Consider the following 25,044-nt stretch of genomic DNA (forward strand, 5'->3'; position numbering starts at 1 on the left):
CAAAGTGGATGGTAGCGGTGTGTTTGGGTGGTGATTGTGTATTGAGTTCTGTGCTGTGTTTTACAAGGTTATAGGATCAAGCCTCACGGGCAATTAGTATCGGTTAGCTGAACGTGTTGCCACGCTTACACACCCGACCTATCAACGTTGTGGTCTTCAACGACCCTTCAGGGGGCTTGTAGCCCCGGGGAAGTCTCATCTTGAGGCGAGTTTCCCGCTTAGATGCTTTCAGCGGTTATCTCTTCCGCACATAGCTACCCGGCGATGCGACTGGCGTCACAACCGGTACACCAGCGGTGCGTCCACTCCGGTCCTCTCGTACTAGGAGCAGGTCCTCTCAAACTTCCAGCGCCCACGGCAGATAGGGACCAAACTGTCTCACGACGTTTTAAACCCAGCTCACGTACCACTTTAAATGGCGAACAGCCATACCCTTGGGACCGGCTACAGCCCCAGGATGTGATGAGCCGACATCGAGGTGCCAAACTCCGCCGTCGATGTGAACTCTTGGGCGGAATCAGCCTGTTATCCCCAGAGTACCTTTTATCCGTTGAGCGATGGCCCTTCCATACAGAACCACCGGATCACTATGACCTGCTTTCGCACCTGCTCGACTTGTCGGTCTCGCAGTCAAGCCGCCTTTTGCCATTGCACTATCAGTACGATGTCCGACCGTACCTAGGCGACCTTCGTACTCCTCCGTTACCTTTTGGGAGGAGACCGCCCCAGTCAAACTGCCTGCCATGCACGGTCCCCGACCCGGATTCACGGGCCTGGGTTAGAACCTCAACGACACCAGGGTGGTATTTCAAGGACGGCTCCACGAGAACTGGCGTTCCCGCTTCATAGCCTCCCACCTATCCTACACAAGTCCCGTCAAAGTCCAATGCAAAGCTACAGTAAAGGTTCATGGGGTCTTTCCGTCTTGCCGCGGGGAGATTGCATCTTCACAAACATTTCAACTTCGCTGAGTCTCAGGAGGAGACAGTGTGGCCATCGTTACGCCATTCGTGCAGGTCGGAACTTACCCGACAAGGAATTTCGCTACCTTAGGACCGTTATAGTTACGGCCGCCGTTTACCGGGGCTTCGATCAAGAGCTTATCACCCCATCACTTAACCTTCCGGCACCGGGCAGGCGTCACACCCTATACGTCATCTTTCGATTTTGCAGAGTGCTGTGTTTTTAATAAACAGTCGCAGCCACCGATTCTCTGCGGCCCCTTCGCCCTTCGGATGTACTCCTACAAGCTAGTGGGGCATACCTTCTCCCGAAGTTACGGTATCAATTTGCCGAGTTCCTTCTCCTGAGTTCTCTCAAGCGCCTTGGTATTTTCAACCTGCCCACCTGTGTCGGTTTGCGGTACGGTCGGCTCTAGACTGAAGCTTAGAGGCTTTTCCTGGAAGCAGGGTATCGACCACTTCGTCTCGCAAGGAGACTCGTCATCACGCCTTAGCTTAGCCCCGCGGATTTGCCTACGAGGCATGCCTACACGCTTAAACCGGGACGTCCAACACCCGGCTGGCCTAACCTTCTCCGTCCCCCCATCGCATCTAGAACCGGTACAGGAATATTGACCTGTTTCCCATCGACTACGCATTTCTGCCTCGCCTTAGGGGCCGACTCACCCTGCGCCGATGAACGTTGCGCAGGAAACCTTGGGCTTTCGGCGAGGGAGCTTTTCACTCCCTTTATCGCTACTCATGTCAGCATTCGCACTTCCGATACCTCCAGCATCCCTTACGAGACACCTTCGCAGGCTTACGGAACGCTCCCCTACCATGTGTCAAGGACACATCCGCAGCTTCGGTTCATGGCTTGAGCCCCGTTACATCTTCCGCGCAGGACGACTCGACTAGTGAGCTATTACGCTTTCTTTAAAGGGTGGCTGCTTCTAAGCCAACCTCCTAGCTGTCTGGGCCTTCCCACCTCGTTTGCCACTTAGCCATGCATTGGGGACCTTAGCTGGCGGTCTGGGTTGTTTCCCTCTCGACAACGGACGTTAGCACCCATTGTCTGTCTGCCGTATATCACTTTGCGGTATTCGGAGTTTGCTATCGCGGGGTAGATCGCAATGACCCCCCCAACGATTACAGTGCTCTACCCCCGCAAGTGTCCGTACGACGCACTACCTAAATAGTTTTCGGGGAGAACCAGCTATTTCCGGATTTGTTTAGCCTTTCACCCCTATCCACAGCTCATCCCCTAACTTTTCAACGTTAGTGGGTTCGGACCTCCAGTACCTGTTACGGCACCTTCATCCTGGCCATGGATAGATCATCCGGTTTCGGGTCTACGCCATGCGACTCATTCGCCCTTATCAGACTCGGTTTCCCTACGCCTCCCCTATTCGGTTAAGCTCGCCACATAACGTAAGTCGCTGACCCATTATACAAAAGGTACGCAGTCACCCCTGCACAAAGAACCCTACGGGTTCTTTGCCTGCACAAATCTATTTCACTTGTGTTCTTTTGACTCGGCCTGCGGCCTCGTCGAAAGAACCCGAAGATGCTTTGTGCAGGGGCTCCCACTGTTTGTATGCATGCGGTTTCAGGTTCTATTTCACTCCCCTCCCGGGGTTCTTTTCGCCTTTCCCTCACGGTACTGGTTCACTATCGGTCGATCACGAGTATTTAGCCTTGGAGGATGGTCCCCCCATCTTCAGACAGGATTTCACGTGTCCCGCCCTACTTGTCGCACGCTCAGACCCGCCAACGGCTTTTCGCATACGGGGCTATCACCCTATATTGCCGGACTTTCCAGACCGTTTTGCTAAGCCGATGGTTTAGTCGTGCAGGCTCTTCCGCGTTCGCTCGCCACTACTGACGGAATCTCGGTTGATTTCTTTTCCTCGAGCTACTTAGATGTTTCAGTTCACTCGGTTCGCTTCCGCTGGCCTATGGATTCAGCCAGGGATACTCCTTGCGGAGTGGGTTTCCCCATTCGGACATCGCGGGATCAAAGCTTCATTGCCAGCTCCCCCACGCTTTTCGCAGGCTTGCACGTCCTTCATCGCCTGTGATCGCCAAGGCATCCACCCCATGCACTTAGTCGCTTGATCCTATAACCTTGGAGCCTTTGTCGAAGGCTCTTCTGGCGCTAGGCTCAGAACTCGTTTGTGCGCCGAGCCGCGCCGCTGGTTCGCACACGCGCGCTCGACTGTTGGTTATGCAATCACAACCCATGCACCCGGCCACTGACATACCCAGCCGGGCGCACGCACTACTACTTATCCACTTTGTTAAAGAGCGAACCTCTACGAATGAATGCTTCGTAAGGAGTGAAGCCTTCTCCAACCAAAATCGCTTCGGGCGAACAACGCTTCACGCCTCACTCAGGTGATCGACACACGCCGATTGACCGCAGAACTGCCTGATCGACTGGTGGAGCTGGTCGGGATCGAACCGACGACCCTCGGCTTGCAAAGCCGATGCTCTCCCAGCTGAGCTACAGCCCCTTGTCTTGCCGGCAAGCTTTGGTGGGTCTGGTTGGGTTCGAACCAACGACCCCCGCCTTATCAAGACGGTGCTCTAACCAGCTGAGCTACAGACCCGCAGATTTCTCTCGTGTGTTGCGAGGCTCATGCCTTTGAACAACCGATAAGCTGTGGATACTTGAGCGATGCGATGTCGTTCTCTTGAAAGGAGGTGATCCAGCCGCACCTTCCGATACGGCTACCTTGTTACGACTTCACCCCAGTCATGAATCTCACCGTGGTAAGCGCCCTCCCGAAGGTTAAGCTACCTACTTCTGGTGAAACCCACTCCCATGGTGTGACGGGCGGTGTGTACAAGACCCGGGAACGTATTCACCGCGACATGCTGATCCGCGATTACTAGCGATTCCGACTTCACGCAGTCGAGTTGCAGACTGCGATCCGGACTACGATCGGCTTTCTGGGATTGGCTCCGCCTCGCGGCTTGGCAACCCTTTGTACCGACCATTGTATGACGTGTGAAGCCCTACCCATAAGGGCCATGAGGACTTGACGTCATCCCCACCTTCCTCCGGTTTGTCACCGGCAGTCCCACTAAAGTGCCCAACTCAATGATGGCAATTAGTGGCAAGGGTTGCGCTCGTTGCGGGACTTAACCCAACATCTCACGACACGAGCTGACGACAGCCATGCAGCACCTGTGTCCAGGCTCCCGAAGGCACTCTCGGCTCTCACCAAGATTCCTGGCATGTCAAGGGTAGGTAAGGTTTTTCGCGTTGCATCGAATTAATCCACATCATCCACCGCTTGTGCGGGTCCCCGTCAATTCCTTTGAGTTTTAACCTTGCGGCCGTACTCCCCAGGCGGTCAACTTCACGCGTTAGCTGCGTCACTCAGTGCGTTACCGCTCCGAACGACTAGTTGACATCGTTTAGGGCGTGGACTACCAGGGTATCTAATCCTGTTTGCTCCCCACGCTTTCGTGCATGAGCGTCAGTACAGGCCCAGGGGGCTGCCTTCGCCATCGGTGTTCCTCCACATCTCTACGCATTTCACTGCTACACGTGGAATTCCACCCCCCTCTGCCGTACTCTAGCCTGCCAGTCACAAGCGCAGTTCCCAGGTTAAGCCCGGGGATTTCACACCTGTCTTAGCAAACCGCCTGCGCACGCTTTACGCCCAGTAATTCCGATTAACGCTCGCACCCTACGTATTACCGCGGCTGCTGGCACGTAGTTAGCCGGTGCTTCTTCTGTCGGTACCGTCAGCAACAGGCTATGTTAGAGCCCGCCTTTTCTTCCCGACTGAAAGAGCTTTACAACCCGAAGGCCTTCTTCACTCACGCGGCATGGCTGGATCAGGCTTGCGCCCATTGTCCAAAATTCCCCACTGCTGCCTCCCGTAGGAGTCTGGGCCGTGTCTCAGTCCCAGTGTGGCTGATCATCCTCTCAGACCAGCTACGGATCGTCGCCTTGGTGAGCCTTTACCTCACCAACTAGCTAATCCGACATCGGCCGCTCCAATGGCGTGAGGTCCGAAGATCCCCCACTTTCCCCCTCAGGGCGTATGCGGTATTAATCCGGCTTTCGCCGAGCTATCCCCCACCACTGGGTACGTTCCGATGCATTACTCACCCGTTCGCCACTCGCCGGCAGGCCGAAGCCCCCGCTGCCGTTCGACTTGCATGTGTAAAGCATGCCGCCAGCGTTCAATCTGAGCCAGGATCAAACTCTTAAGTTCAATCCAACAAAGCACTCAAAATCATCACTGACTTCGCGAGCACTTGAATCTCGATGAAACCCTTCCCAGCAAAAAGCTAGAAAGTCATCGCAACAACCCAAGCACCCACACTTATCGGTTGTTCAAATTTTTAAAGAACCGCTGCAAAAGCAGCGAAGGAGCGAGATTATGAAGCAAACCACTTACTTCGTCAACCCCTCCCGGCAACTTCTTCACTCATCCATCACCGAAAGAACCGCTTCAACCCCTTCCGCACCGATCGCCAATCCAGCACTCAGCGCGAAAGAGCCGCGCATTATAAAAGGCTAAAAAACAGTGTCAACAGGGCATGTAGAGAGTGCAGAGAGCAAGTATTCTGTCCGGACTTGTATCACGAGATTTGTCCGGTTTCATGGGTGCCGAGGAGGTGCCTCATGAGACGGACGGAGTTGCTACAGGAGATACGATCGATGCGGTTTGAAGAGGCCTATGGTGGCTGACAGTGTGGGCGGCTGGCGATCTTCCATGGCCCGCGAAGAATCGCGCGCTACGGTGCAAACGGTCAGCCGGAAAAACCCGAACTCAAAGTCGCCGTGTAGGTCCGCCGTGGATCCAAAGAGCGGACAGTTTATGTGCTACGCAACCGGACAGTCCCGTTCGTTGACAGCACAAAGAGCGTAAAGCTCATCAGCCGAGAACCAGAGCCCCGGCAGCGCGTAGGCTGGCCCGCCGGGCTGTGTGGCCGCGAAGCGGTAACCGCCCGCCTCGCGATCCCAGACGATGGGGGCGTTGAGCCGCTCGCGCATGTACGCCAGATCGCGCTTGAAGGTGGCGCGCGACACCTCAAGCTCCTGCAAAACATCTCTAGTGGCGCCACGCGCCGTTCGTGCAACAACTGGTCGATTCTGTAGAAACGCTCGGTGCGGTTCACGGTCTCCTCGCGCGAGCAGCATTGGGGTAACCGCTTTTTCAGCACGAAGGCGCAAGTTTTGAGCCTCCTCGCGTGGCATCGTACAGGTATGGACATTTCCCGACTCGATTTTGCCCTTCCCGATGCGTGCGTGACTGGCAAAGCCGCCACGCTGGCCTCGCCACCTGCATTTTCCCTGTCCCATCCCGAAGCCGGCTGGATTCGGCTGGCGATCGAACATCCCGATGCGGATTTTCCCCCAGTGATGATGAGCAAGGTCTTCTCGCCCCTTGCGCCCCTGTGGGCCTGGTCCCTGGCGCTCGCCTGGGGGATGGAACCGGCATCGTGCCGTATCGACGAAGAAGGCAGCGCCGTCTATCTCATCGCAAAGGCAGGCACAGAAGGGCGCCTTTCCTTCACCCTCGTTCGCACACAGTACGGGTGCCGCAACGAACCCGAAAGGCTGCTGCAGGCGCTGACCTGGGAGGTTCAGGCCGAGACGGTACGCGCGCTCTTACCGCTGCTGCCGATTGGCGTGGGTAGTTGCTTCATCGACGAGCAAGGCCGCCGGGCGCGGCTCGTGCATCGGAACCGCCGCCGCTGGGTGCTCTGTTGGGAGGACGGGCGGCTATCCGAAGGCGACTGCTTTTATCAGGATCACCGCCCGGTCCGTCGCTGGCCGGTGGCCGAGGGGCCGGTGTTCGACGAAGCGGCGCTCGATGCCATCGACCGGCGGCGGCTCGCCTTCATGCGGTTGGGTGTGTCGCCCTATGGCGTTGTGTGTCCTTGCTGTGGTTATCCGTGTATGGACGATGACCCGGCCGACATCTACGCGTGCGACATTTGCGATTGGCCGGTATGGACATTGTTGTGCGACAAAGATTTTCCGGAGACCGACCCACTCGAAATCCTGAAAGCCAGAACGCTTTTTCTGCAGCACGGTGATTGTCACGCACAGGAGCCGAAATCGGCACAGGAGGCGAATGTGTTGCGGCATTTGCGCGCTCCCCAGCGGATGGCAATGGCCCAAATGGTCATGGCCGAATGGGACGACTGGCTTGCAAACCCCGACCTCGATCACACGCCGGAGCCGGTGTGGATGCGCATGAGCCGCTGACAGGAGGAAAACCCATGAGCAATGGTCAAGGCCCTTTCCCCTGGCGTCGCTTCCTGCGCCGGCGCTTTCCCGCCCATGCCGAGGGGTGGATGGTTGCGCAGGTGCCACTGTGGTGGGCGGCGCTGCTGCTCGCCCCGGCGCCGGGCGCAACGGTCGATGCGATCTACGCCGTCCTGGCTCTCCCTGTTGCGGTGGGGATGGTGGGGGCCTTCGTCCTGCTGGCCGCGCTGCTGCGTTTTCCGTGGTGGATGCTCATGCCGCTGTGTCTGCTGTCAATGGCTGTGGAAGCGCTATTGCGCAAGCTGGCACGTAACCCGTGGCAGCCCAAACCGATGCCGCGCCGCTGGTATCTATCGAATGTCGTGGCGCTGTGGCAGGGGTGGGACCGGTTCATTCGCCGAAGGCCCTGGTATCGAAGGCTGCAACGCAAGCTCGACGCACTCGCACCCGCAACACAAAAACCTTGTCGTCGCCAAGGGTTATGCGTGTCCTCGCGGGATCAACCGGGGCCCACAGCGTTCGATTACGCCTGGGTACAGGCGGACAGCCACATGTGGTTTTGGTACGGCGTGGGATTCGTCGTGTTGTGGGTGGAGCTGACCAGCGTCGACGCGGCAGGCTGGCTCTGGGGCTTTGTCTTTGCGGTGCTGATGTATGGGCTGGTGTCTTTGACCCCTTTGCCGTTTCTTGCCGCGGCGATTCTGGGATTTATTTTAGCCTGGCTGGTGGGCTTGGGTATGTCACCCCAGCAACGCGAGCAGGCGCGGTTGCGACGCGCGGCGTCTCTCGCTGCGCGCAAACCACCCCCACGGCATGTGCCTGTGCGACGCATCCCTCCCATCCAGCACCAACCCACGTCGAACTGGCTGGTGCCGCTGTTCGTTGGGCTGTGGATCGGCTCTGCCTGGGGGGACGATGAATGAGCGCTTCGCCAGCGCAACCCGGCATGCTCGAAGCTCTTTTTGCCTTTGTTTCGGCGCACGAGTGGGCACAGTGGCTTTTTGTGGCGTTCCTCTTTTTGCCGCCGATGGTGTTCGCTCTCATCACCGGGCAGCGCGGTTTGGCGTCCTTGAGCACGGTGCTCGGTTGGTGGGCGTTAGTGCTCATGCTCGCCTTGGCGATGGTTTGAGCGCACGCACCGCGGCAACCCAGGCGGTAAGCGGCAGCCCAAAATCTGGATCAGCCCATCGACCAAGCCGCGCGCTACGGCCATCAGCGGCCAGAGCAAAAACGTCAATACGAGCGCGACGGTGAGGGCGGTTGCCGCACCCCAAACCAAAGCAACGGGCACTGCGGCCAGCGCTGCTGCCAGAAAAGAGATTAGCAGCGATGGCATGGCCGCCAGCCCTCCATTATCCGTCCCGTTCATAAACGGCCACGACGATGCGCCCCTGATCCAGCCGCAACAGAAACCCGAGCCGGATCACCCGCACGACCAGCCCCTGCTGGCGCAACAGGCGTAGGCGCAAATCGGCCATCCCAGGCAGGCTCAAGGTGCCGATCCGCTGGCCGTTGGCATACAGCGTCACGCTGTGATCGTAGCTCGCTTCTGCCGCGGTGAGCACCTCCCCCTCGTGCAGCCGACGGATTGGAGCCATATCCAGATCACGGCTCCACAACCCATCGACATGCACTACGCGTTCATGCGTTTGCGCGAATTGCCCGGCGCAGCGCTGAATGAACGCCCGCCGGTTCAGCCCGACCGGAAAGGGCTCGTTGGCATCGAGCAAAAACAGATCACTCAGACGGGTCCCGCTCGGTGGTAGCCAAGCCGTCAACAACCGGTCAAACGGCACAAACCCGCGTGCAAAGCCCACTTCGATGCGCACGCCTCCGTTTGGCGCGACCCGTGCCCGCAACAGGCGGGGCGGAGGAAAATAGTGGCCGCTGGCAAGGGCAACTTTTTGCATCTCGCGCCAGCGCACCAGGAACCAGTCACGCAAGGCTGCAACCAGCATTTGGCTGCCAGCGCGAATGCGCCCTGCGTGCGGGTCGAGAAAGTCAACCCAGGCTTCCCTGCCAAAGCAGGGGAAGACTTCGAACAGCCTCGGGCCGATATCCAACTCCAGATGCCCGACGACACGGACGGCCAGGCGGTGCATGAGGTGGCGCAAATGTTTCACCGGCACCGGGCCAGCCTCGACGAAGAGGGGCACGCCGTGCTGTTCGGGCATCAGCCGGTGGGCGCGGCGGCGTGTTCCGCGTCTACCGGGGTTGCGCTGGAACGTCCAGCAAAAGGGAAATTCGTATGGACCGAGCAAGCCCGTCTCTGGTGAACCAATGGGATGGGTATTCTCCACAGCCAGTGCCTCTCACAAGGAAACACCGAAATTGTCCGCGGCAACAGGCTCAATGGCTGCGCCTGTTGCGCCAGGTATTCCCATCCTTACCGCGCCCCGGGTTCGGCCAGCATGTTTTCGATCAGGCGGATCATGACCGCCTTGTTCTTGGCGTCCGACTCCGCCACCAAGAGCGCCAGCGCCGCCAGCCCCACGTCGTTGATGACCGGCGCGCCGTCGCGCAGCAGCCGACCGTTGCGCGCCAGAAAATCCACGAACAGCAGTGCCCCGCAGCGCTTGTTGCCGTCGCTGAACGGGTGGTTTTTGATGACGAAGTAGAGCAGGTGCGCGGCCTTGGTCTCCAGGGTTGGGTAGGCGGGCTCACCAAAAACGGTTTGCTCCAGGTTGCCGAGAATGGCGGCAAACGCCTCGCCCCGTTCGCGCCCGAAGAGGTCAGAAGCCTCACCGCGCGCCATCAGGTCGGCCTTGAGGCGAGCGATGGCCGCGCGCGCCTCTTCCAGCGTGGGCAGTACGCCGCCCGGACTGCCGGCAGGGGCGGCGAGCAACCCCTCGTCATAGCGCTGCAGCCACAGGAAGGTTTGCGTGTAGCGGGCGATCACGTCCACCAGCCCGCACCCCTCCTGGGCGGTGAGCGCGTCACTTGCCGCAGCCTTGCGGATGAGTTGCAGGGCGGCTTCCAGCTCGGCCGCGTTGCGCTCGAAGCGCTGGCGGTCGAGCGAGTACCCACGCGTCAAATGCTCGCGTAGCACGCGCGTGGCCCATTGGCGAAAGCGCGTGGCGCGGGCCGAATGGACGCGGTAGCCGACCGAAATGATGGCGTCGAGGTTGAAGTATTCGACTAGGTAGGTTTTGCCGTCAGCGGCAGTTGTTGCATTTTTTGCAACAACTGCTTCACGCTCCAGTTCACCGCTGGAAAAGATCGCCTTGAGGTGACGCGAGATCACCGATTTGTCACGCCCAAAGAGGTCGGCGATCTGCTGAAGGCTCAGCCAGACGCTCTCACGCTCCAGGCGCACTTCGACGCGCGCCTCGCCGCCTTCGTAAATCACGATATCGCTTTGGTGGCTCATCGATTCCCCCTGCGTCACGACGTGGAGTACGGCATCATGGATGGGACTGCCGTGGAGAGGAAACGCTCGGGATTCCCCGTCCTACCCCGCCCGCCAGCCGGTCTCGGTCTCCACCGCCAGCCCCAGGTCGGCGAGTGCCGCGAGCACCGCCGCCACCGCCTTGGCGGGTTTTTGGGCGAAGCGCACGGCGAGCCGCTCGACCGGCTGCGGCGTGGTCGTGAGCAAGGCGCGCACGGTGGCGATTTGCTCGCGCAGGGTCTTGGGCCAGGCGAGCGGGGCGGTCGCGGCGGGCGTGGTGTCGGTCTCCACCTCCAGCGCGACCGCAGCCTGCACGCCGGTGGCACCCGCCGGGTTCTGGTGGGCCGGGCGCAGCCAGCGGACGATTCCTTGCGCCTCCTCGGCGCTTCTGCGCGCATTCAAGGCGACGATTCGGGTGAGCAGTTCCTCTTCGGCTTGCGATTGCTCAGGCGCTTTCACCTTGAGCGGCGTGGTGGCGCCGGGGCGGCCTACCAGCGCGGCGGCAAGCTCACTCCTGCCATAGGCGGCAAAGACCGCTTCGTCCAGCTCGTCGTGCAGCGTGCGCAGCACCGACACGAGGCCGTTTTCATGAATGGCGCGCTCCTTGGGGGTGAGCGCTTCGCCCGCGCGCAGTTTCTCGAGCACGTTGTAGAGGCCGGTGAGCGTCAGCGCCTCATGCTCGGCGAGCACGCGCTTGCGGTGCGCGTCGATCGCTTCGGCTAGTTCCCCGATGCGCGCCCGCAGCGCGTCGGTGAGCCCCGTGTCGGCGTCGGGGAAGGGGAAGGTGTCGAAGCAACGGCTTTTGTTGAAGACTGGGCGATCTTCCAGCGTGCCGCCCGCCGCGAGCGCCCAGGCCACATGCAGCCGCGAGGAGAGGACACCCAGCGCGAAGGGGTCGTCTAGCGCAATGGCTATAGGTCTGTGGTCGGGCAGGATGGCCGCGCCGAGGAACTGGAAGCTGCGGTGCTTCGCGGTCTCGACGGTGGCGATGTACCGCGACAACCCCGCCGACATCGCGCGCCAGTGTTTGCGCGGCTCGGCGAAAAGCCACCAGTCGCGCTTGAGCTTGGGCCGGTTGTTGTGATCGCGCTCCGGTTTGACCCGCTCATAAACCCATTGAAAGACCGCGGGGTAGCGGCTGCGCACCTCGTCCGCCGTCAAGCCGTAGAGGTCGATCACCATGACACCGCGCGGCCGGTCGGTGAGGTCGCGCCCGTTGCGGTAGGCCCGGATGTGCCGCTCCAGCCCCAGCACACGTCCCAGCCCCAGCGTTTCGGCTTCTTCGGGGGTGACGATGAAGCCGCTGCCCGCGAGCATGACGCCGTTGGAGCTGATGCCGCCATTCGCCCGCAACGCCATCGCTCCGGCGACATTCGCACCAATGGTGAGGTCGGGATGAATCAACCCCACCCTGCGGGCCAGTTCGACGGTGCGGGCGTCCTCTTCCCCCTCCCGTTCGCTGCTGACGGTGAGATGCTCCCCTTCGGCGACGTCCGCTGCCCCTACGGTCATCGCAATCCGCACGGCGGCACCGTCGGCGGCATCGACCCACGGGTGGTCGGGGATGGCAAAGGCGAGTTTGAGGGGTGTTTGCGGGGCGTGCAAATGGCTTTCCAGCACACGGCGGTTGAAGGTCTGCCGGATGCTGTTGGTGGTGATGAAGCCAAAGCGGCGCGCTGCTCCCTGCCGCACCGCCTCTGCCGCCTTGTGCCACCAATACATCACGAAGTCGGCACTCTCCGGCACCTCCGGGTAGGCGGCGCGCACGGCGTCCACGTAACCATCGCCCAGCGCCCGACGCATCGTCGCCGCACCGATGAACGGCGGATTGCCGACGATGAAGTCGGCCTCGGGCCAGTCGGCGGGACGCGGGCGGCGGTAGCGTTCGATGGGCACCTGCGCGGCTTCGTCCGGCACCGGCTCGCCGGTGACGGGGTGGGGTTTGGTGGTGACGCCATCCCAGCGGGTGCGCAGGCGGCCTGCGTCGTCGGTCTCGTAATCGATGCCGTCGTGGTCGATGAGCGCGTCGCGGTGCTCGATGTTGTGAAAATCCCGCAGCACCGGGTCGGGGAGGTCCTCCAGCCCCTTGTGGATGCGGTGGTGCCATTGCAGATAACCGATCCACAGCACCAGTTCGGCAATCGCCGCCGCTCGGGGGTTGATCTCCAGCCCCAGGAACTGGTGGGGATCGACGGTGCTGCCGGCCATCGCCAGCCGCCCCTGGGTGTCGCCCAGGTCGGCGAGCAGATTCAACACCTCGCCCTCCAGCCGCTTCAAAAGTTCCAGCGCCACGTAGAGGAAGTTGCCGCTGCCACACGCCGGGTCCAACACGCGCACGTGGCAAAGCCGCTGGTGGAAGGCTTCGACTTCCTCACGCGCCTTGTCGGGCTTGCCCTGCGCGAGGTAGTGGCTCGCCGCGACCTGCGCGGTTTGCCACTCGGCGCGCAAGGGTTCGATCAGGGTGGGCTGCACCAGCCGCTCGACGTACGCCCGCGGGGTGTAGTGGGCGCCGAGCCGGTGGCGCTCGCGCGGGTCGAGCGCGCGCTCCAAGAGCGTGCCGAAAATGGCCGGTTCCACCTGCCGCCAGTCAGCGCGTGCGGCATCCAGCAGATCGTCGATCTGCTCGCGGGTGAGCGGGATCACGTCCGGGTCGGCAAAGAGCCCGCCGTTGAAGCGGCGAATGGGGGCGAGCAGTCGCGCGTCGAACCCGCCCTGGTTCATCGCCTGCCAGAAAAGGGTGAGTGCCGGGACAAACGCCCCGGGCTTGTCGCGCACGCTCTGCAAGAGCCCGGTGAAGGCCCCTACGCCGTCTTGTTGCGGCAAGAGGCCCACATCCTCGGCAAACATGGAAAAGAGCGCGCGCATCAGGAAGTGCGCGACGCGCTGCGGTTCAAAGCCGGCGGCCTCCAGGGATTTGGCCAATCGCGCCAGTCGGTCGGCAATGGCACGCGTTACCCGGGCGGATTCGCGGGTGGGGTCGAGCTTGAGCGGGTCGAGCCAGAGGAGCTTGAGCCGCGCCTGTATCGCCGGGTCGGCGAGATCCGCGAGCCGCACGCGGTGGTGCGCCGGGTCGGGATAGGGAACGTAGGTGGCCCCGGTGCGGGAAAAATCGGCGTACAGCTCCAGCGAGCGGCCCACGTCCACCACGACGATGAACGGCGGCCGCCCCTCCTCGGCGGGCAGCGCCCGGGCGTAACTTTCGGCCTGGGCGTGGGCGCGCAGCATGGCGCGGTCCCAGCCGCCCGAATCCAGCTCCAGCCCGGTTTGCTTGGCTTCCAGCACGAACGAGCCACGCCGATAGAGGTCGATGAACCCGCGCGTGACGGTGCCGTCGGCGTGGGCCATGTCCACGCGCCGCTCGAAGACGTAGGCGTTCTCAAGTGTGTCGTCGCTCGCCGGTTCCGGGCGCGGCAGCCCCAGCGCCTCGGTGAGTTCGGTGAGAAAGAGCTGGTAGTTGGCACGTTCGGAGCCGCTGGCGGCCTCCCAGCGGGTGATGAAGGCGGGGATGGCGCTCACGGCGGTCATGGAGGAATGTGGTATCGAGGGGGGCGTTCGACTGAAATCGCCCGTCATTGTAACCGTGTCCGGGCGCAGCCTTTGAGCCACCCTCTGCATCAGCATGGCGGCATGGAAGATTTGACACCACGGTATACCTGCTTGCCTGCCGCCCCGCCAGCGCCGACTTTCGCTGGGGCGGCCACGCCCGTGCGCGCCCGGCTGTGGGTGTCGCCTGCCGCGCTCAAACTACTCGACGAGGCGCCAAGGCTGTGGCTTACGCTCGCCGACGGCCGGGTGCTGGCGGTGCGCCTGCCGCAGGTGCGGATGGGTGACGACTGTGTGCTTGCCCGACTGACCGAAGCGTTGCTGCCCGATGTGCGGGGGATGCAGTGGATCTATGAAAACCTGCCCGGGGTCGGCATCGTGCAGGTGCTCCATGCCGCACCGGTGGTGCCGCCGCTATCCGCGCAACACGCAGGCTTCGTATTGCAGCCGGATTTCCGGCAGTTCGTCGCCGTGCTCGATCACCAGGTGCTGGCACTTTTGATGCGGCTCGAGCGCGAACCCGTGCCGCCGGCCATCACCCGCCGCGATGGCGAGGCGCCGCATCCGCTGCCGCGCTCATTTTTTGCCTCCGTGCGCAATTACAACCGGCTGGTGGCCCTGCCGCCGGAACTGCGGAAACGGCGGATGCAGGCTTTGCACCGCTTTCCGGCGCTGGTGGCGCCGGTTCTGCTTACCGCTCACCGCCATCCGAATGTGGTCGACGGCAAGCGTCACGCCTGGCGCGAGGTGGATGAAGCGGTGGAAGCGGCCATCGATGCGGGACGCGATCTCACGGGTGCGCTGGCCGCCCATTACGGCATCTCGCGGGGGCTTACGCGCGCGCCCGTCAACGCCGAATATTGGCACGCGCCCAGCCACGCCTTGCGGCGCGGCTGACTGGCCATGCTCGATGCGCTGCCGGCCAACCTGCGTCCGACGCTTGCCGAATTCGAGCGTTGGCTGGTCTATCTGCCCAACTACTTCGCCTTGATCGGCGAGGATGAGGAGGGCGACCCGTTGCCCCTGCCTGCCTCGGTACATCGCGGCGCGTTTCGCCTCGGCTGGCGCGCCACCTGGGAAAAGGCCGCGCGGCGCTTCGGCAATCTGCACCCGGCACTGGCCGACTGCGACGACTTCCTCACGGCGGTGCGGGATCATCTGGCCGTGCGCATGAAACGCCGCCGCGGCCCGCGCATCGAACGGCTCGCGCAAGCCTGGCTGGCCCGCCATGGCCTGTTGGGCCTGCTGGCCGCCTCCGAGCGCTGGCACCGGCTGCGCCCGCATATCGCCCCGAGCCTCGTTCCACCCGGCTTTGCACTGCCCGCCGTCCTGGGCGCGTTCGAAGGCGACGGCTGCCTGGCGCGCGAACTCCTCACGCCGCAGGCGCTTGCCGAGGAAGGCGAGGCCATGCGTCACTGCGTGGGCGGCTACTGGGCGCAGTGTGTGGCGGGCGAGCGTATCTTCTCGCTTGCCGCCTTTGGCGAGCGGGCGACCGCGCAGTACCACCCGCACGTCAAACCCGACACGGACGACACGGTGTATCGCTTGGTGCAATTACGCGGGCCGTTCAATGGCGAGGTCTCGCCGCGCATAGAGACTCTTGCGCGCGAGATCGAGGCGCGCATCAACGCCCCGGAGCGGCGCGCGCAGCGCTGGGCGGCGCTGGAAGCGCGCGGGCGGCTGGAAGTGGCCGAACTCGAATGGCGGCAGGCGCGGCAACAGGCCGCCGCCTGGCTCGATGCCAAGACCCACCGCCAGCTCGAGGCGGTGCTCGAATGGCTCGAACTCACGCCCCCCTGTCCGGAGGTGCTTTTGTGCGACTACATCGCTGGCTACCAATACCACGACGGCGCGGCGGTGAAGGATGGCTTGCGCGTGGGCGATGCGCTCTCGCTCGTACGCGAGCCGGACAACCCCCACGACCGGCTGGCGGTGCGCCTCGACTGGCAAGGCCACAAGCTGGGTTATCTGCCGCGCCCGCGTAACGCCGAGATCGCACTGGCCTTGGATGCCGGAGAAAAGCTTGCCGCCCGTATCCGGAGAATCGATGCCGAGGCCGACCCCTGGGAGCGGGTGGAGGTGGTGGTTCAGACCGCCCCGTAATGTTCCGCCATCGCCGCGATCTCTTCAGCCACCCTTTTCTTCAAGCTCGCCGGCGCTTCGACCACCACATGGCGGCCGTGGCGCAGGATGTCCATGATCAGTTCGCGCTCGTCGGCGTAGGGGATGGTCAGCCGTAGCCCCCCATCGGGCAGATCTTCCGCGCTTTGCTCGGGATGCCAGGTTTCGGCACGCACCCAGCGCGCCCGCTCGGGCGAGAAGCGCAGCACCGCGCGGCCCTTGGGGCGGCCAGAGAAGATGCCGTAGGCGCTGGCGTAGTGGGCATCCAGGATCTTGTCGGCGATTTCGCGTGCCTTCTGGGGCAGCACCTTCACACGTCGGATGGTGTCCAGCGCGAAGCTGCGCAACGCATTCCGCCAGTGGCAATACGCATCCAGATACCAGTTGTCGCGGTAGTGGGTGAGGCGCTGCGGGGAGACGATGCGGGTGTTGACCTCGTCACGGGCACGGTTCCAGGCCTCGATCTCGATCCTCTGGCGCTGCATGAGCGCCAGCGCAATGTCGGAAAACCCCTTCGGCTCCACCGGCCGGCGAGCGACGGAGAGAATACGCACGCGGCGTGCGACTTCCTGTGCCGACTGGCCTGCCGCTTCGAGCATCGCCGTGAGCCGCGATTGCAGGGGAGCGATATGGGCGGACAAAATCCCCGGCTCGACTTCAGCAAGCAGCTTTTGCGCGGCAAGCAGCGCATAAAGTTCACCGGCCGAAAACCACAGCCCCGGCAGTTCATAGGCGGGGCCATCGGGCTGGGGGGCGGCGAAACGGTAGCCGCCCACCTCGCGATCCCAGACGATCGGGGCGTGGAGCCGCTCGCGCATGTACTCCAGATCGCGCTTGAAGGTGGCGCGGGAGATTTCCAATGCTTCAAGAAAGCTTTCGAGCGGCACCACGCGCCGCTCGGCAAGCATCTGGTCGATGCGGTAAAAACGCTCGGTGCGGTTCATTGCTCCCCCTCTGGTACAACGCATGGGCCGGTCGATTATTCCAGAAGCACGAAGCCAGTACGATTGCCCGCCGGCCGCCAAACGCCGAAGCAAACCAAACGCTTGCAAACCCGCATAGTTGCGGCTGATCCCCTCTTGAACGCTCAAAGAGTCCAGGGGAAACGCCGAACAATTCGGTTTCAACGAGCGCTCGGCCGGTCACGAGCATCAAGCAGTGGAAAATTTCTCAGATCGTTGGCTCTTTTTCCCACGGCGACGACGTTCGTGGATATTGCGCTGCGCTTTTTTCTTTCCCCGGCGCGCCATCAAGACGCACCTAGGGGGTGAAGCGCCAACAGCGACCGGCGCAAAGAACAGCCCAGCCGTTTGGCCGGCAGCGCGTTGCGCTTGCTCCGCTTCTTCGTCTGGAGCATCTCGGGATCACACGCCTTGGCCCAGTTCTTGGTCGAGGGCGGCGCCGCGATCAGCGTCACATCGACGAGGGTGCCTTTGCGCATCATCAGCCCCTTCTGGGCGAGGTGAGCCTCGATGACCTCGAAAATCTTGCGCCTCAGGTCGTGCCTCTCGAGCAGGCGGCGAAACTTCAACAGCGTGGTCGCGTCGGGCGCCGCTTCGCGGGCCAAATCGATACCCGCTTAATATCCACCAACAGGGCCGCCGGCGTAGTTTTCGAACCGTGTGCTTTCACCGATGAAGGTCATACGCACCATACCGGTTGGCCCGTTACGGTGCTTGCCGATGATCAGCTCTGCCGTTCCCTTGTCGGGCGAGTCGGGGTTATAGACTTCATCGCGGTAGATGAACATGATGATGTCCGCGTCCTGCTCGATGGCGCCGGATTCGCGCAGATCCGACATCACCGGGCGCTTGTTCGGGCGCTGCTCCAGACTGCGATTGAGCTGCGAGAGCGCGATGATTGGCACATGCAGCTCTTTGGCGAGGGATTTGACGGAGCGCGAAATATCCGAGAGTTCAGCGGCTCGGTTGTCGCTCTCGCGCGTACTGCTCATCAGCTGCAGGTAATCAATGACGATCAGACCGAGCTTGCCGCACTGGCGGGCGAGCCGCCTGCAGCGGGCGCGCAGATCGATCGGGTTCAATCCGGGCGTTTCGTCGATGTAAATGGGCGCATCGTAGAGCTTGCCCATCGCTGCGGTTAAACGCTGCCAGTCCTCGTCACTGAGCCGCCCCGAACGAATCTTGCTTTGATCGATACGGCCGATCGAGGAGATAAACCGGGTGGCGAGCTGGGTTCCCGGCATCTCCATGGAGAAAATAGCCACCGGCAAACGGCACTCGACCGCGATATGCTCGGCGATGTTCAGTGCAAAGGTGGTTTTACCCATCGCCGGACGACCGGCCACCACGATCATGTCTGAAGGCTGCAGACCTGAAGTGATGGCATCCAGGTCCACCAAACCGGTCGGCACACCGGTCACATCGCTGGGATTATCGCGGTCATAGAGCTCCTGAACGCGATCGACGACCTGCTTGAGAATCGGCTGGATAGGGACGAAGCCGCTGCTGTGCCGTGCGCCCGCCTCGGCAATCTCGAACACTTTGGCCTCGGCTTCGTCTAGCAGCACCTTGGCGTCTTTGCCAGAGGGGGCCAGCGCGCTGGCGGCGATCTCGTCACCGACGGCGACCAATTTGCGCAGGATGCTGCGCTCACGGACGATCTCGGCATAACGACGGATGTTCGCCGCCGAAGGTGTGCTGTTGGCAATCTCGGCCAAATACGCGATACCGCCCGCCTGCTCTGCCTCGCCGCTTTTTTCCAGCGACTCGAACACAGTCACCACGTCGGCAGGCTTGCCCAGATCGATCAATTTGGCGATATGGCGGTAGATCCGCCGATGATCGTCGCGGTAGAAGTCCGCCTCGTTGACCAGATCGGCAACACGCTCCCAGGCGGTGTTGTCCAGCAAAATGCCGCCGATCAGCGATTGTTCGGCTTCCAGAGAATGTGGCGGCAACCTGATGCCCGCCAACTGGGGGTCCAGGGCTGGCTCCTGGACACTGCGACGTGTAGAACTGGCCATGGTGCGGATAGGTTGCGCCTTGATCAGAGGAGAGATTTTAGCGGGCCAGCGGCAGCCGACGCGCCAAGCAAAAGGGCTGCCGTGGGCAGCCCTTTCGTCTTTTGCGGCAAAAACCGATTACTGGGCATCGCCCAGCACAGAGACGGTGATGGTGGCCACCACATCTGAGTGCAAAGCAACTTCGAGCTGAAAGTCGCCAACCGACTTGAGCGGCCCATTGGGCATACGGATAGCGCCGCGCTCGACTTCGCAGCCCTGGGCCGACAGCGCTTCGGCTACGTCGGCGTTGGTGACCGAGCCGAACAAGCGGCCATCCATGCCCGCTTTGCGGGTGATTTGGATCATCAGACCGTCCAGCTTGGCAGCCAGGGCCTGCGCGGCGGCGAGTTTTTCGGCCTGCAGGCGCTCGAGCTCGGCGCGGCGCGCTTCGAACTCGGCCATGTTAGCGGCCGTGGCGCGCTTGGCGAGACCTTGCGGAATCAGATAGTTGCGCGCGTAGCCATCCTTGACTTTGACCACATCGCCAAGCCCACCGAGATTGGCAACCTTTTCGAGAAGAATGATCTGCATGACTGGGCTCCTCTCTTACTGGTGCAGGTCGGTATAAGGCAGTAGCGCCAGGAAGCGGGCGCGCTTGATGGCCACGGACAACTGGCGCTGATAGCCGGCCTTGGTGCCGGTAATGCGCGCCGGCATGATCTTGGCGTTTTCGGTGATGAAGTCCTTGAGGATATCCACATCCTTGTAATCGACTTCTTCGATTTTCTCCGCGGTAAAGCGGCAGAATTTGCGACGCTTGAACAGACCGCGGCCACGGTCATCTTTTTTCTTGAACTTGGGCTTGAAAGCCATTTTCAGTTTCCTTCCAGAAATTCGATTTTGTTCAGATGCAGAACCGGCGCCCGGCTACGCATGCTCTTTGCGGCAAGAAATCCGGAAACCCGCATTTTTGCGCCCGGTGCCGCCGCGGCCAGCACACCGGCCAGCTCGCCGACTGCCACCCCTTGCAACTCCACCGCTACCTTTCTTGGGCGCCCCGCCTCGCTTTGGCTCGATTCGTGAGCCAGCACGCATTGGATGACCGGCACACCGGCCGGCGTTCGCCGCAGCGGCAAAAGCTCGACCAGCACTGCATCGATACGGAGGTCGTTCAACCCCGGCTGCGCCACCTCAAGCCGATTCGGCTTCGCTTGCGGCATCTTCCTCGCTGCTAGCCACCGGCGTCAGCGAACGGGACTTTTCGTCCTTCATCATCGGCGAAGGAGTGGTCACAGCCTTCTTCATCTTGACGATCAGATGACGCAGCACGGCATCGTTGAACTTGAACGCATGTTCGAGTTCGCTCAAGGCCTCGCCGTCGCACTCGATGTTCATCAGCACATAGTGGGCTTTATGGACCTTTTGGATCGGATAGGCGAGTTGGCGACGCCCCCAGTCTTCCAGGCGGTGGATCTGCCCTCCACGGGTGGTCACGATCGCCTTGTAGCGATCGATCATCCCCGGGACCTGTTCGGACTGGTCCGGATGAACGATGAAAACGATTTCATAGTGTCGCATGAAGACTCCTTGCGGTTTGGGTGTAGCTCCCCGGCATGCGAGAACCGGTGGAGCAAGGGAAAAGGCCAGGATGCTACCAAATTTCCCGACCCAATCAAAGCGGAGAATGTAAAGCCATCCCTGACGCTCAACGCGCTCGGGCATCCCAGATTTTCTGCAGACGTTTGATCGAAACCGGCATCGGCGTCTTCAGTTCCTGGGCGAACAGCCCGACACGCAATTCCTCCAGCAGCCAGCGGAACGCCTCGATCTGCGGATCATCCACGCCAGCACGCCGTTTGGCATTGCGCTCGCGCTCCCACTGCTGGGCGAGCGCACGCCATTCGGCAAGCAATTGCGCATCCCGCGCAGGATTGTTGCGCAACTTGTCCAACCGGCTGGAGACGGCTTTGAGGTAGCGGGGAAAATGGGCAAGCCGCTCCCACGGATAGGCCAGCAAAAAGTCTTTGGGCAACAAGGCGGCGAGTTGCGCTTGAACGTCCGCTACCGCCTCGGGAAAGGCTTTCAGCCCGGCAAGGCGTTTTTGCAGCGTCTGGTGGTCGGCCGCCAGTTGGCCCGCCAAACGCATCAATTCCTGGGCAACCAAAGTGATGCGCGGCTTGGCCTCGGCGCAACGTTGGGCGAACGATTCGGCATCGGTGGGTAGCGGTTCGAGCAGGCAGCAGCGGCGCAGCGTGGCCACGATCAGGCGCGCTTTAAGCTCGGCCTCCGAGCCAAAGCTCATCATTTGCAAGGCCAGCTCACGGATGCCCGGCAGTTTTTCGATGGCCCGCACCTGATCCTTGAGATTGAGCGCAAACAAACGCACCAGGCCGTCGCGATGAATACGCGCAGCCTCCTCCGGGGTGTCGTAGGGGCGTAGCGAGACGCTGTCACCGTCGTCATGCAGGGCGGGAAAGCCAATGATTTCGCGGCCTGCGATGCGCACTTCGAGCAATTCGGGGAGCGCCCCGAAAGTCCATGCGGTCAGACCGCTCAGTCCGCGCTCAGGCGCTGCGGGGTTCTGCCCCACCGGCGGCGAAGATTTTGCCGCATTGGGCGCATCAGCCGCAGTACCTACCCCCTGGATGCGCGCGGCGCGAAACTGGTTGGCGACTTGCTCGCGGAATGCGGCGCGCAATTCAGCTAGGTTGCGTGACTGCCCCAGCACCCGCCCGTGTTCGTCGACCAGACGAAAGTTCATGAAACAGTGTGGCGGGAGGTTTTCAACGCGGAAGCTCTCGGCCGGCAATTTGAGCGCCACCCGTTCTTCGACAAAGTGCTGCAAGGCCGGTAACAACGGCTGCTCGACGTCCACTTCGCCAGCTTCGACCTGCGCCATGAAAGCCGCTGCGCTCTGTGCAATCGGCTGCAAGCGGTGGCGATGCTTCTGCGGCACGGTGCGCAGCAGTGCGGCGACTTTTTCTTCCAACAAACCAGGCACCAGCCATTCGCAACGCGCTGCCGGTATCTGGTTGAGCATAGCCAGTGGCACGGTCAGCGTGACACCGTCGTCGTCTTCGCCCGGCGCATGCAGATAGGTGAGCTTGAGCTTCTGGCCGAGCACTTCTAGGTGGGCCGGGAAACGCTCGGTGGTGATGCCCTCGGCTTCATGGCGCATCAGTTGCTCGCGCTCCAGGTACAACAGCCGCGGTTCGGCCCGTTCAGCGCGCTTACGCCAGCACTCGAAGCTGACCAAATCCACCGCCTCCGGCGGCAGCTTGGCATCGTAGAAGGCGTAGATCAGCGCCTCATCGACCAGCACGTCCGGGCGACGGCTTTTGTGCTCCAGGCGCTCGATCTCGGCGACCAATTTGAGGTTATGGCGCAAAAAGGGCATCGCGCGTACTGCCTCGTCGGGCAATTCGCCTTGCACCAGCCCTTCACGGATGAACAGTTCGCGGCACAGCGCCGGGTCGATGTCGCGGTAAGACACCCCGCGCCGCGCATAAAGCACCAAGCCATGCACCGTGCCGCGCTCCCAGGCGCGCACCGCGCCGTTGCGTTTGGACCAGTGCGGCTCAAAGACATGGCGGCGCAAAAGGTGGGCGCCGACTTCTTCCACCCATTCGGGTTCGATACGCGCCAGACAGCGCGCAAAAAGACGGGTGGTATCGACCAGCTCGGCAGCCATGACCCACTTGCCACCTTTTTTGGCCAGCGCCGAACCCGGATGCGGCCAGAAGCGGATGCCGCGCGCGCCCTGGTAGCTGCCGGCCTGCGGGCCGGAGGCGTCCTCGACACGACAGCCGATATGACCAAGCAGACCGGCAAGCAGGGCTTTGTGCAAAGCTTCGTAGGCGATCGGGCGTATCTGGCCGTCGGCCTGACTGGCGGTGCTGTCGGCGGGCGAACAATCCGCTTCGCGCGCCGAAAGCCACCCATGCTCGGCGCACAAAGCCTGAAGCTGAGCGTGTACATCGCGCCATTCACGCATCCTTAGCCAAGACAGGTAATGTTTCTTGCACCAGTCCTTCTGCTTGCTGCTGCTTTGGTGGCGCAGCACCTCGCTCCAGGCGCGCCACAGATGGATGTACCACAGAAACTCGGAGCGCTGATCCTGTTCGCCGCCACGAAAACGCGCATGCGCCTGGTCGGCTGCGCCAGGGCTGTCCTGCGGCCGCTCGCGCGGATCCTGCACCGACAACGCGGCGGCCACCACTAACATCTCGGCCAGGCAACCACGTTCGCGTGCAGCAAGAATCATGCGTCCGACCTTGGGGTCGAGCGGCAGTTTAGCCAGCTCGCGCCCCACCGCAGTAAGTTCGCGCGCCTCATCGTCGGTGACCGCGCCAAGTTCGATGAGCAATTGGTAACCGTCGCCGATCATCCGCGGCGAAGGCGGATCGATGAACGGAAAATCCTCGACTGCCCCCAACCCGAGCGCCTTCATGCGCAGGATCACCCCGGCCAGCGACGCCCGCAGAATTTCGGGGTCGGTATGTGGCGGGCGGCGGGCGAAGTCTTCTTCGTCATACAGGCGAAAACAGATGCCATCCATCACCCGGCCGCAACGCCCGGCGCGCTGACGCGCGGCCGACTGGGCGATTTTCTCGATCTGTAGCTGCTCGACCTTGTTGCGGTAGCTGTAACGCTTGATCCGTGCCAAGCCGGTGTCGATCACATAGCGGATACCGGGCACGGTGAGCGACGTTTCGGCCACATTGGTGGCCAGCACCACCCGACGGCCTGGCGAGCGGGCAAACACCCGCGCTTGCTCCTGCGCCGACTGGCGCGCGAACAGCGGCAGAATCTCGGTGCCGGCGGCATGCTGCGCATGGCGTAGCGCTTGCGCGGCTTCACGAATTTCGCGCTCGCCGGGCAAAAACACCAGCACATCGCCAGGACCGCAGCGCTGCGCCTCATCCACCGCATCGACCAGCGCCTCATAAAGATCGCGTTTCTTGGCATCGCGACCGGCTACGGTATTGACGGTGACATCATCGGCATCGTCCTCGGTCACCGGGCGATAGCGGATTTCGATCGGGTAGAGACGGCCGGAGACTTCGATCACCGGCGCCGGCTGACCGGTGGCGTCGGCAAAGTGACGCGCGAAGCGCTCCGCATCCAGGGTGGCCGAGGTAACGATCACCTTCAGGTCCGGACGGCGCGGCAGCAGGGTACGCAGGTAACCGAGCAGAAAGTCGATGTTCAAACTGCGCTCGTGGGCCTCGTCGATGATCAACGTGTCGTAGGCCGACAGCCACGGATCGCTCTGCGTTTCTGCCAGCAAAATGCCGTCGGTCATCAGCTTGATGTAGGACGAGCCGCTCAGCCTGTCGGTGAAACGGATTTTGTAGCCCACCGCCTGCCCGAGTTCGCTGTCGAGCTCCTGGGCGATGCGTGCTGCGGTGCTGCGCGCGGCAATACGCCGCGGCTGGGTATGACCGATCAAACCCCGCACGCCCCGCCCCAGCGCCAGGCAGATTTTGGGCAGTTGCGTGGTCTTGCCGGAGCCGGTCTCGCCGCACACGATCACCACTTGATGGGCGTCGATGGCCGCGCCAATATCCTGCCGACGCTGATTGACCGGCAAGTCGGCGGGAAACTCGGGCACCGGCAGCGCCGCGCGGCGCGCTGCCACGCCCGCGCGTGAGCGCTCCAACAGGGCATCGAACTCCGCCTGCAAACGGGTTCGTTTTTCGCCCCCGGCGCGCGCCAGGGCGCGGGCCAGGCCGATCAGCCGTCCTTGGTCGGCGCTCAGGCAGTCTGCAAAGGCGTTCGGAACGAGGGGCTGTTGCCCGGCAAAACGGGAAGTTCTGGAAGACATCGATAAAAACGGCGCGGC

General features: G+C 62.2%; 17 protein-coding genes, 2 tRNA genes, 2 rRNA genes and 1 pseudogene. 6 read left to right on the plus strand and 16 right to left on the minus strand.

The window, feature by feature from the left end; genetic code table 11:
• Nucleotides 1-72: 72 nt before the first annotated feature.
• The 4 genes from DIE29_RS12595 to DIE29_RS12610 form a co-directional block, all read right to left on the minus strand.
• Nucleotides 73-3,061: ribosomal RNA gene (locus DIE29_RS12595) — 23S ribosomal RNA — on the minus strand.
• 320 nt (nt 3,062-3,381) lie between these two features.
• Nucleotides 3,382-3,457 (minus strand) — tRNA-Ala (locus DIE29_RS12600).
• Between the two features lie 19 nt (nt 3,458-3,476).
• Nucleotides 3,477-3,553 (minus strand) — tRNA-Ile (locus DIE29_RS12605).
• An 87-nt stretch (nt 3,554-3,640) separates the two neighbouring features.
• A 16S ribosomal RNA gene (locus tag DIE29_RS12610) occupies nt 3,641-5,176 on the minus strand.
• The 16S and 23S rRNA genes sit together here with 2 tRNA genes alongside, the layout of an rRNA operon.
• A gap of 168 nt (nt 5,177-5,344) precedes the next feature.
• Between DIE29_RS12610 and DIE29_RS14650 the strand changes: the two genes are divergently transcribed.
• The gene (locus tag DIE29_RS14650) at nt 5,345-5,485 is read left to right on the plus strand and encodes a hypothetical protein (protein WP_162860637.1); all 141 of its coding nucleotides are present in this window, start codon (nt 5,345-5,347) and stop codon (nt 5,483-5,485) included.
• Nucleotides 5,486-5,790: 305 nt separating this feature from the next.
• Here the strand turns inward: DIE29_RS14650 and DIE29_RS12615 are convergent, their stop codons facing one another.
• The gene (locus DIE29_RS12615) at nt 5,791-5,997 is read right to left on the minus strand and encodes a hypothetical protein (RefSeq protein ID WP_205409735.1); all 207 of its coding nucleotides are present in this window, start codon (nt 5,995-5,997) and stop codon (nt 5,791-5,793) included.
• 78 nt (nt 5,998-6,075) lie between these two features.
• Between DIE29_RS12615 and DIE29_RS12620 the strand changes: the two genes are divergently transcribed.
• The 3 genes from DIE29_RS12620 to DIE29_RS12630 are packed head-to-tail and all read left to right on the plus strand — an operon-like array spanning nt 6,076 to nt 8,311.
• Complete coding sequence (locus tag DIE29_RS12620) at nt 6,076-7,182, plus strand: hypothetical protein (protein WP_159074647.1); 1,107 nt, start codon at nt 6,076-6,078, stop codon at nt 7,180-7,182.
• Between the two features lie 14 nt (nt 7,183-7,196).
• The gene (locus tag DIE29_RS12625; protein WP_114650067.1) at nt 7,197-8,105 is read left to right on the plus strand and encodes a hypothetical protein; all 909 of its coding nucleotides are present in this window, start codon (nt 7,197-7,199) and stop codon (nt 8,103-8,105) included.
• Entirely contained in the window at nt 8,102-8,311 is a 210-nt protein-coding gene (locus DIE29_RS12630; RefSeq protein ID WP_114650068.1) for a hypothetical protein, read from the plus strand. The genes DIE29_RS12625 and DIE29_RS12630 overlap by 4 nt, the downstream gene beginning before the upstream one ends.
• A gap of 223 nt (nt 8,312-8,534) precedes the next feature.
• Here the strand turns inward: DIE29_RS12630 and DIE29_RS12635 are convergent, their stop codons facing one another.
• From DIE29_RS12635 to DIE29_RS12645, 3 genes are all read right to left on the minus strand, one after another.
• A complete protein-coding gene (locus DIE29_RS12635) occupies nt 8,535-9,356 on the minus strand; it encodes a hypothetical protein (RefSeq protein ID WP_114650069.1) in 822 nt (273 codons plus the stop codon).
• 212 nt (nt 9,357-9,568) lie between these two features.
• Nucleotides 9,569-10,552, minus strand: coding sequence for a virulence protein RhuM/Fic/DOC family protein (gene rhuM / locus DIE29_RS12640; protein WP_102042677.1), 984 nt, complete (start codon nt 10,550-10,552; stop codon nt 9,569-9,571).
• 81 nt (nt 10,553-10,633) lie between these two features.
• Nucleotides 10,634-14,095, minus strand: a complete 3,462-nt coding sequence (locus tag DIE29_RS12645) for a class I SAM-dependent DNA methyltransferase (RefSeq protein ID WP_205409736.1) — start codon at nt 14,093-14,095, stop codon at nt 10,634-10,636.
• A 180-nt stretch (nt 14,096-14,275) separates the two neighbouring features.
• Here DIE29_RS12645 and DIE29_RS12650 point away from each other — a divergent pair, with 180 nt between their 5' ends.
• Entirely contained in the window at nt 14,276-15,010 is a 735-nt protein-coding gene (locus DIE29_RS12650) for a hypothetical protein (RefSeq protein WP_162860638.1), read from the plus strand.
• 6 nt (nt 15,011-15,016) lie between these two features.
• Entirely contained in the window at nt 15,017-16,216 is a 1,200-nt protein-coding gene (locus tag DIE29_RS12655; protein WP_114650072.1) for an HIRAN domain-containing protein, read from the plus strand.
• On the opposite strand, the gene DIE29_RS12660 is transcribed toward DIE29_RS12655, so the two are convergent.
• The 8 genes and pseudogenes from DIE29_RS12660 to hrpA form a co-directional block, all read right to left on the minus strand.
• Nucleotides 16,201-17,178 carry a helix-turn-helix transcriptional regulator gene (locus DIE29_RS12660; protein ID WP_102042680.1) on the minus strand — a complete coding sequence of 326 codons (978 nt, stop codon included), beginning with the start codon at nt 17,176-17,178 and terminating at the stop codon, nt 16,201-16,203. The genes DIE29_RS12655 and DIE29_RS12660 overlap by 16 nt on opposite strands.
• Nucleotides 17,179-17,573: 395 nt before the next feature.
• A pseudogene (locus DIE29_RS12665) lies at nt 17,574-17,813 on the minus strand (IS5/IS1182 family transposase); the annotation flags it as partial.
• Complete coding sequence (gene dnaB / locus DIE29_RS12670; RefSeq protein WP_114650073.1) at nt 17,814-19,220, minus strand: replicative DNA helicase; 1,407 nt, start codon at nt 19,218-19,220, stop codon at nt 17,814-17,816.
• Between the two features lie 117 nt (nt 19,221-19,337).
• A complete protein-coding gene (gene rplI / locus DIE29_RS12675; RefSeq protein ID WP_102042682.1) occupies nt 19,338-19,790 on the minus strand; it encodes a 50S ribosomal protein L9 in 453 nt (150 codons plus the stop codon).
• Between the two features lie 15 nt (nt 19,791-19,805).
• Nucleotides 19,806-20,072: a 30S ribosomal protein S18 gene (rpsR, locus tag DIE29_RS12680; protein ID WP_102042683.1), complete on the minus strand. Its 267-nt coding sequence runs from the start codon at nt 20,070-20,072 to the stop codon at nt 19,806-19,808.
• A 2-nt stretch (nt 20,073-20,074) separates the two neighbouring features.
• Nucleotides 20,075-20,374, minus strand: a complete 300-nt coding sequence (priB, locus tag DIE29_RS12685) for a primosomal replication protein N (RefSeq protein ID WP_335740052.1) — start codon at nt 20,372-20,374, stop codon at nt 20,075-20,077.
• Nucleotides 20,375-20,390: 16 nt separating this feature from the next.
• The gene (gene rpsF, locus DIE29_RS12690) at nt 20,391-20,777 is read right to left on the minus strand and encodes a 30S ribosomal protein S6 (RefSeq protein ID WP_102042685.1); all 387 of its coding nucleotides are present in this window, start codon (nt 20,775-20,777) and stop codon (nt 20,391-20,393) included.
• A 127-nt stretch (nt 20,778-20,904) separates the two neighbouring features.
• Nucleotides 20,905-25,026: an ATP-dependent RNA helicase HrpA gene (gene hrpA, locus DIE29_RS12695; RefSeq protein WP_205409738.1), complete on the minus strand. Its 4,122-nt coding sequence runs from the start codon at nt 25,024-25,026 to the stop codon at nt 20,905-20,907.
• Nucleotides 25,027-25,044: the final 18 nt, after the last annotated feature.

Source organism: Pseudothauera hydrothermalis, from assembly GCF_003345255.1.
Classification (GTDB): Bacteria; Pseudomonadota; Gammaproteobacteria; order Burkholderiales; family Rhodocyclaceae; genus Pseudothauera; species Pseudothauera hydrothermalis.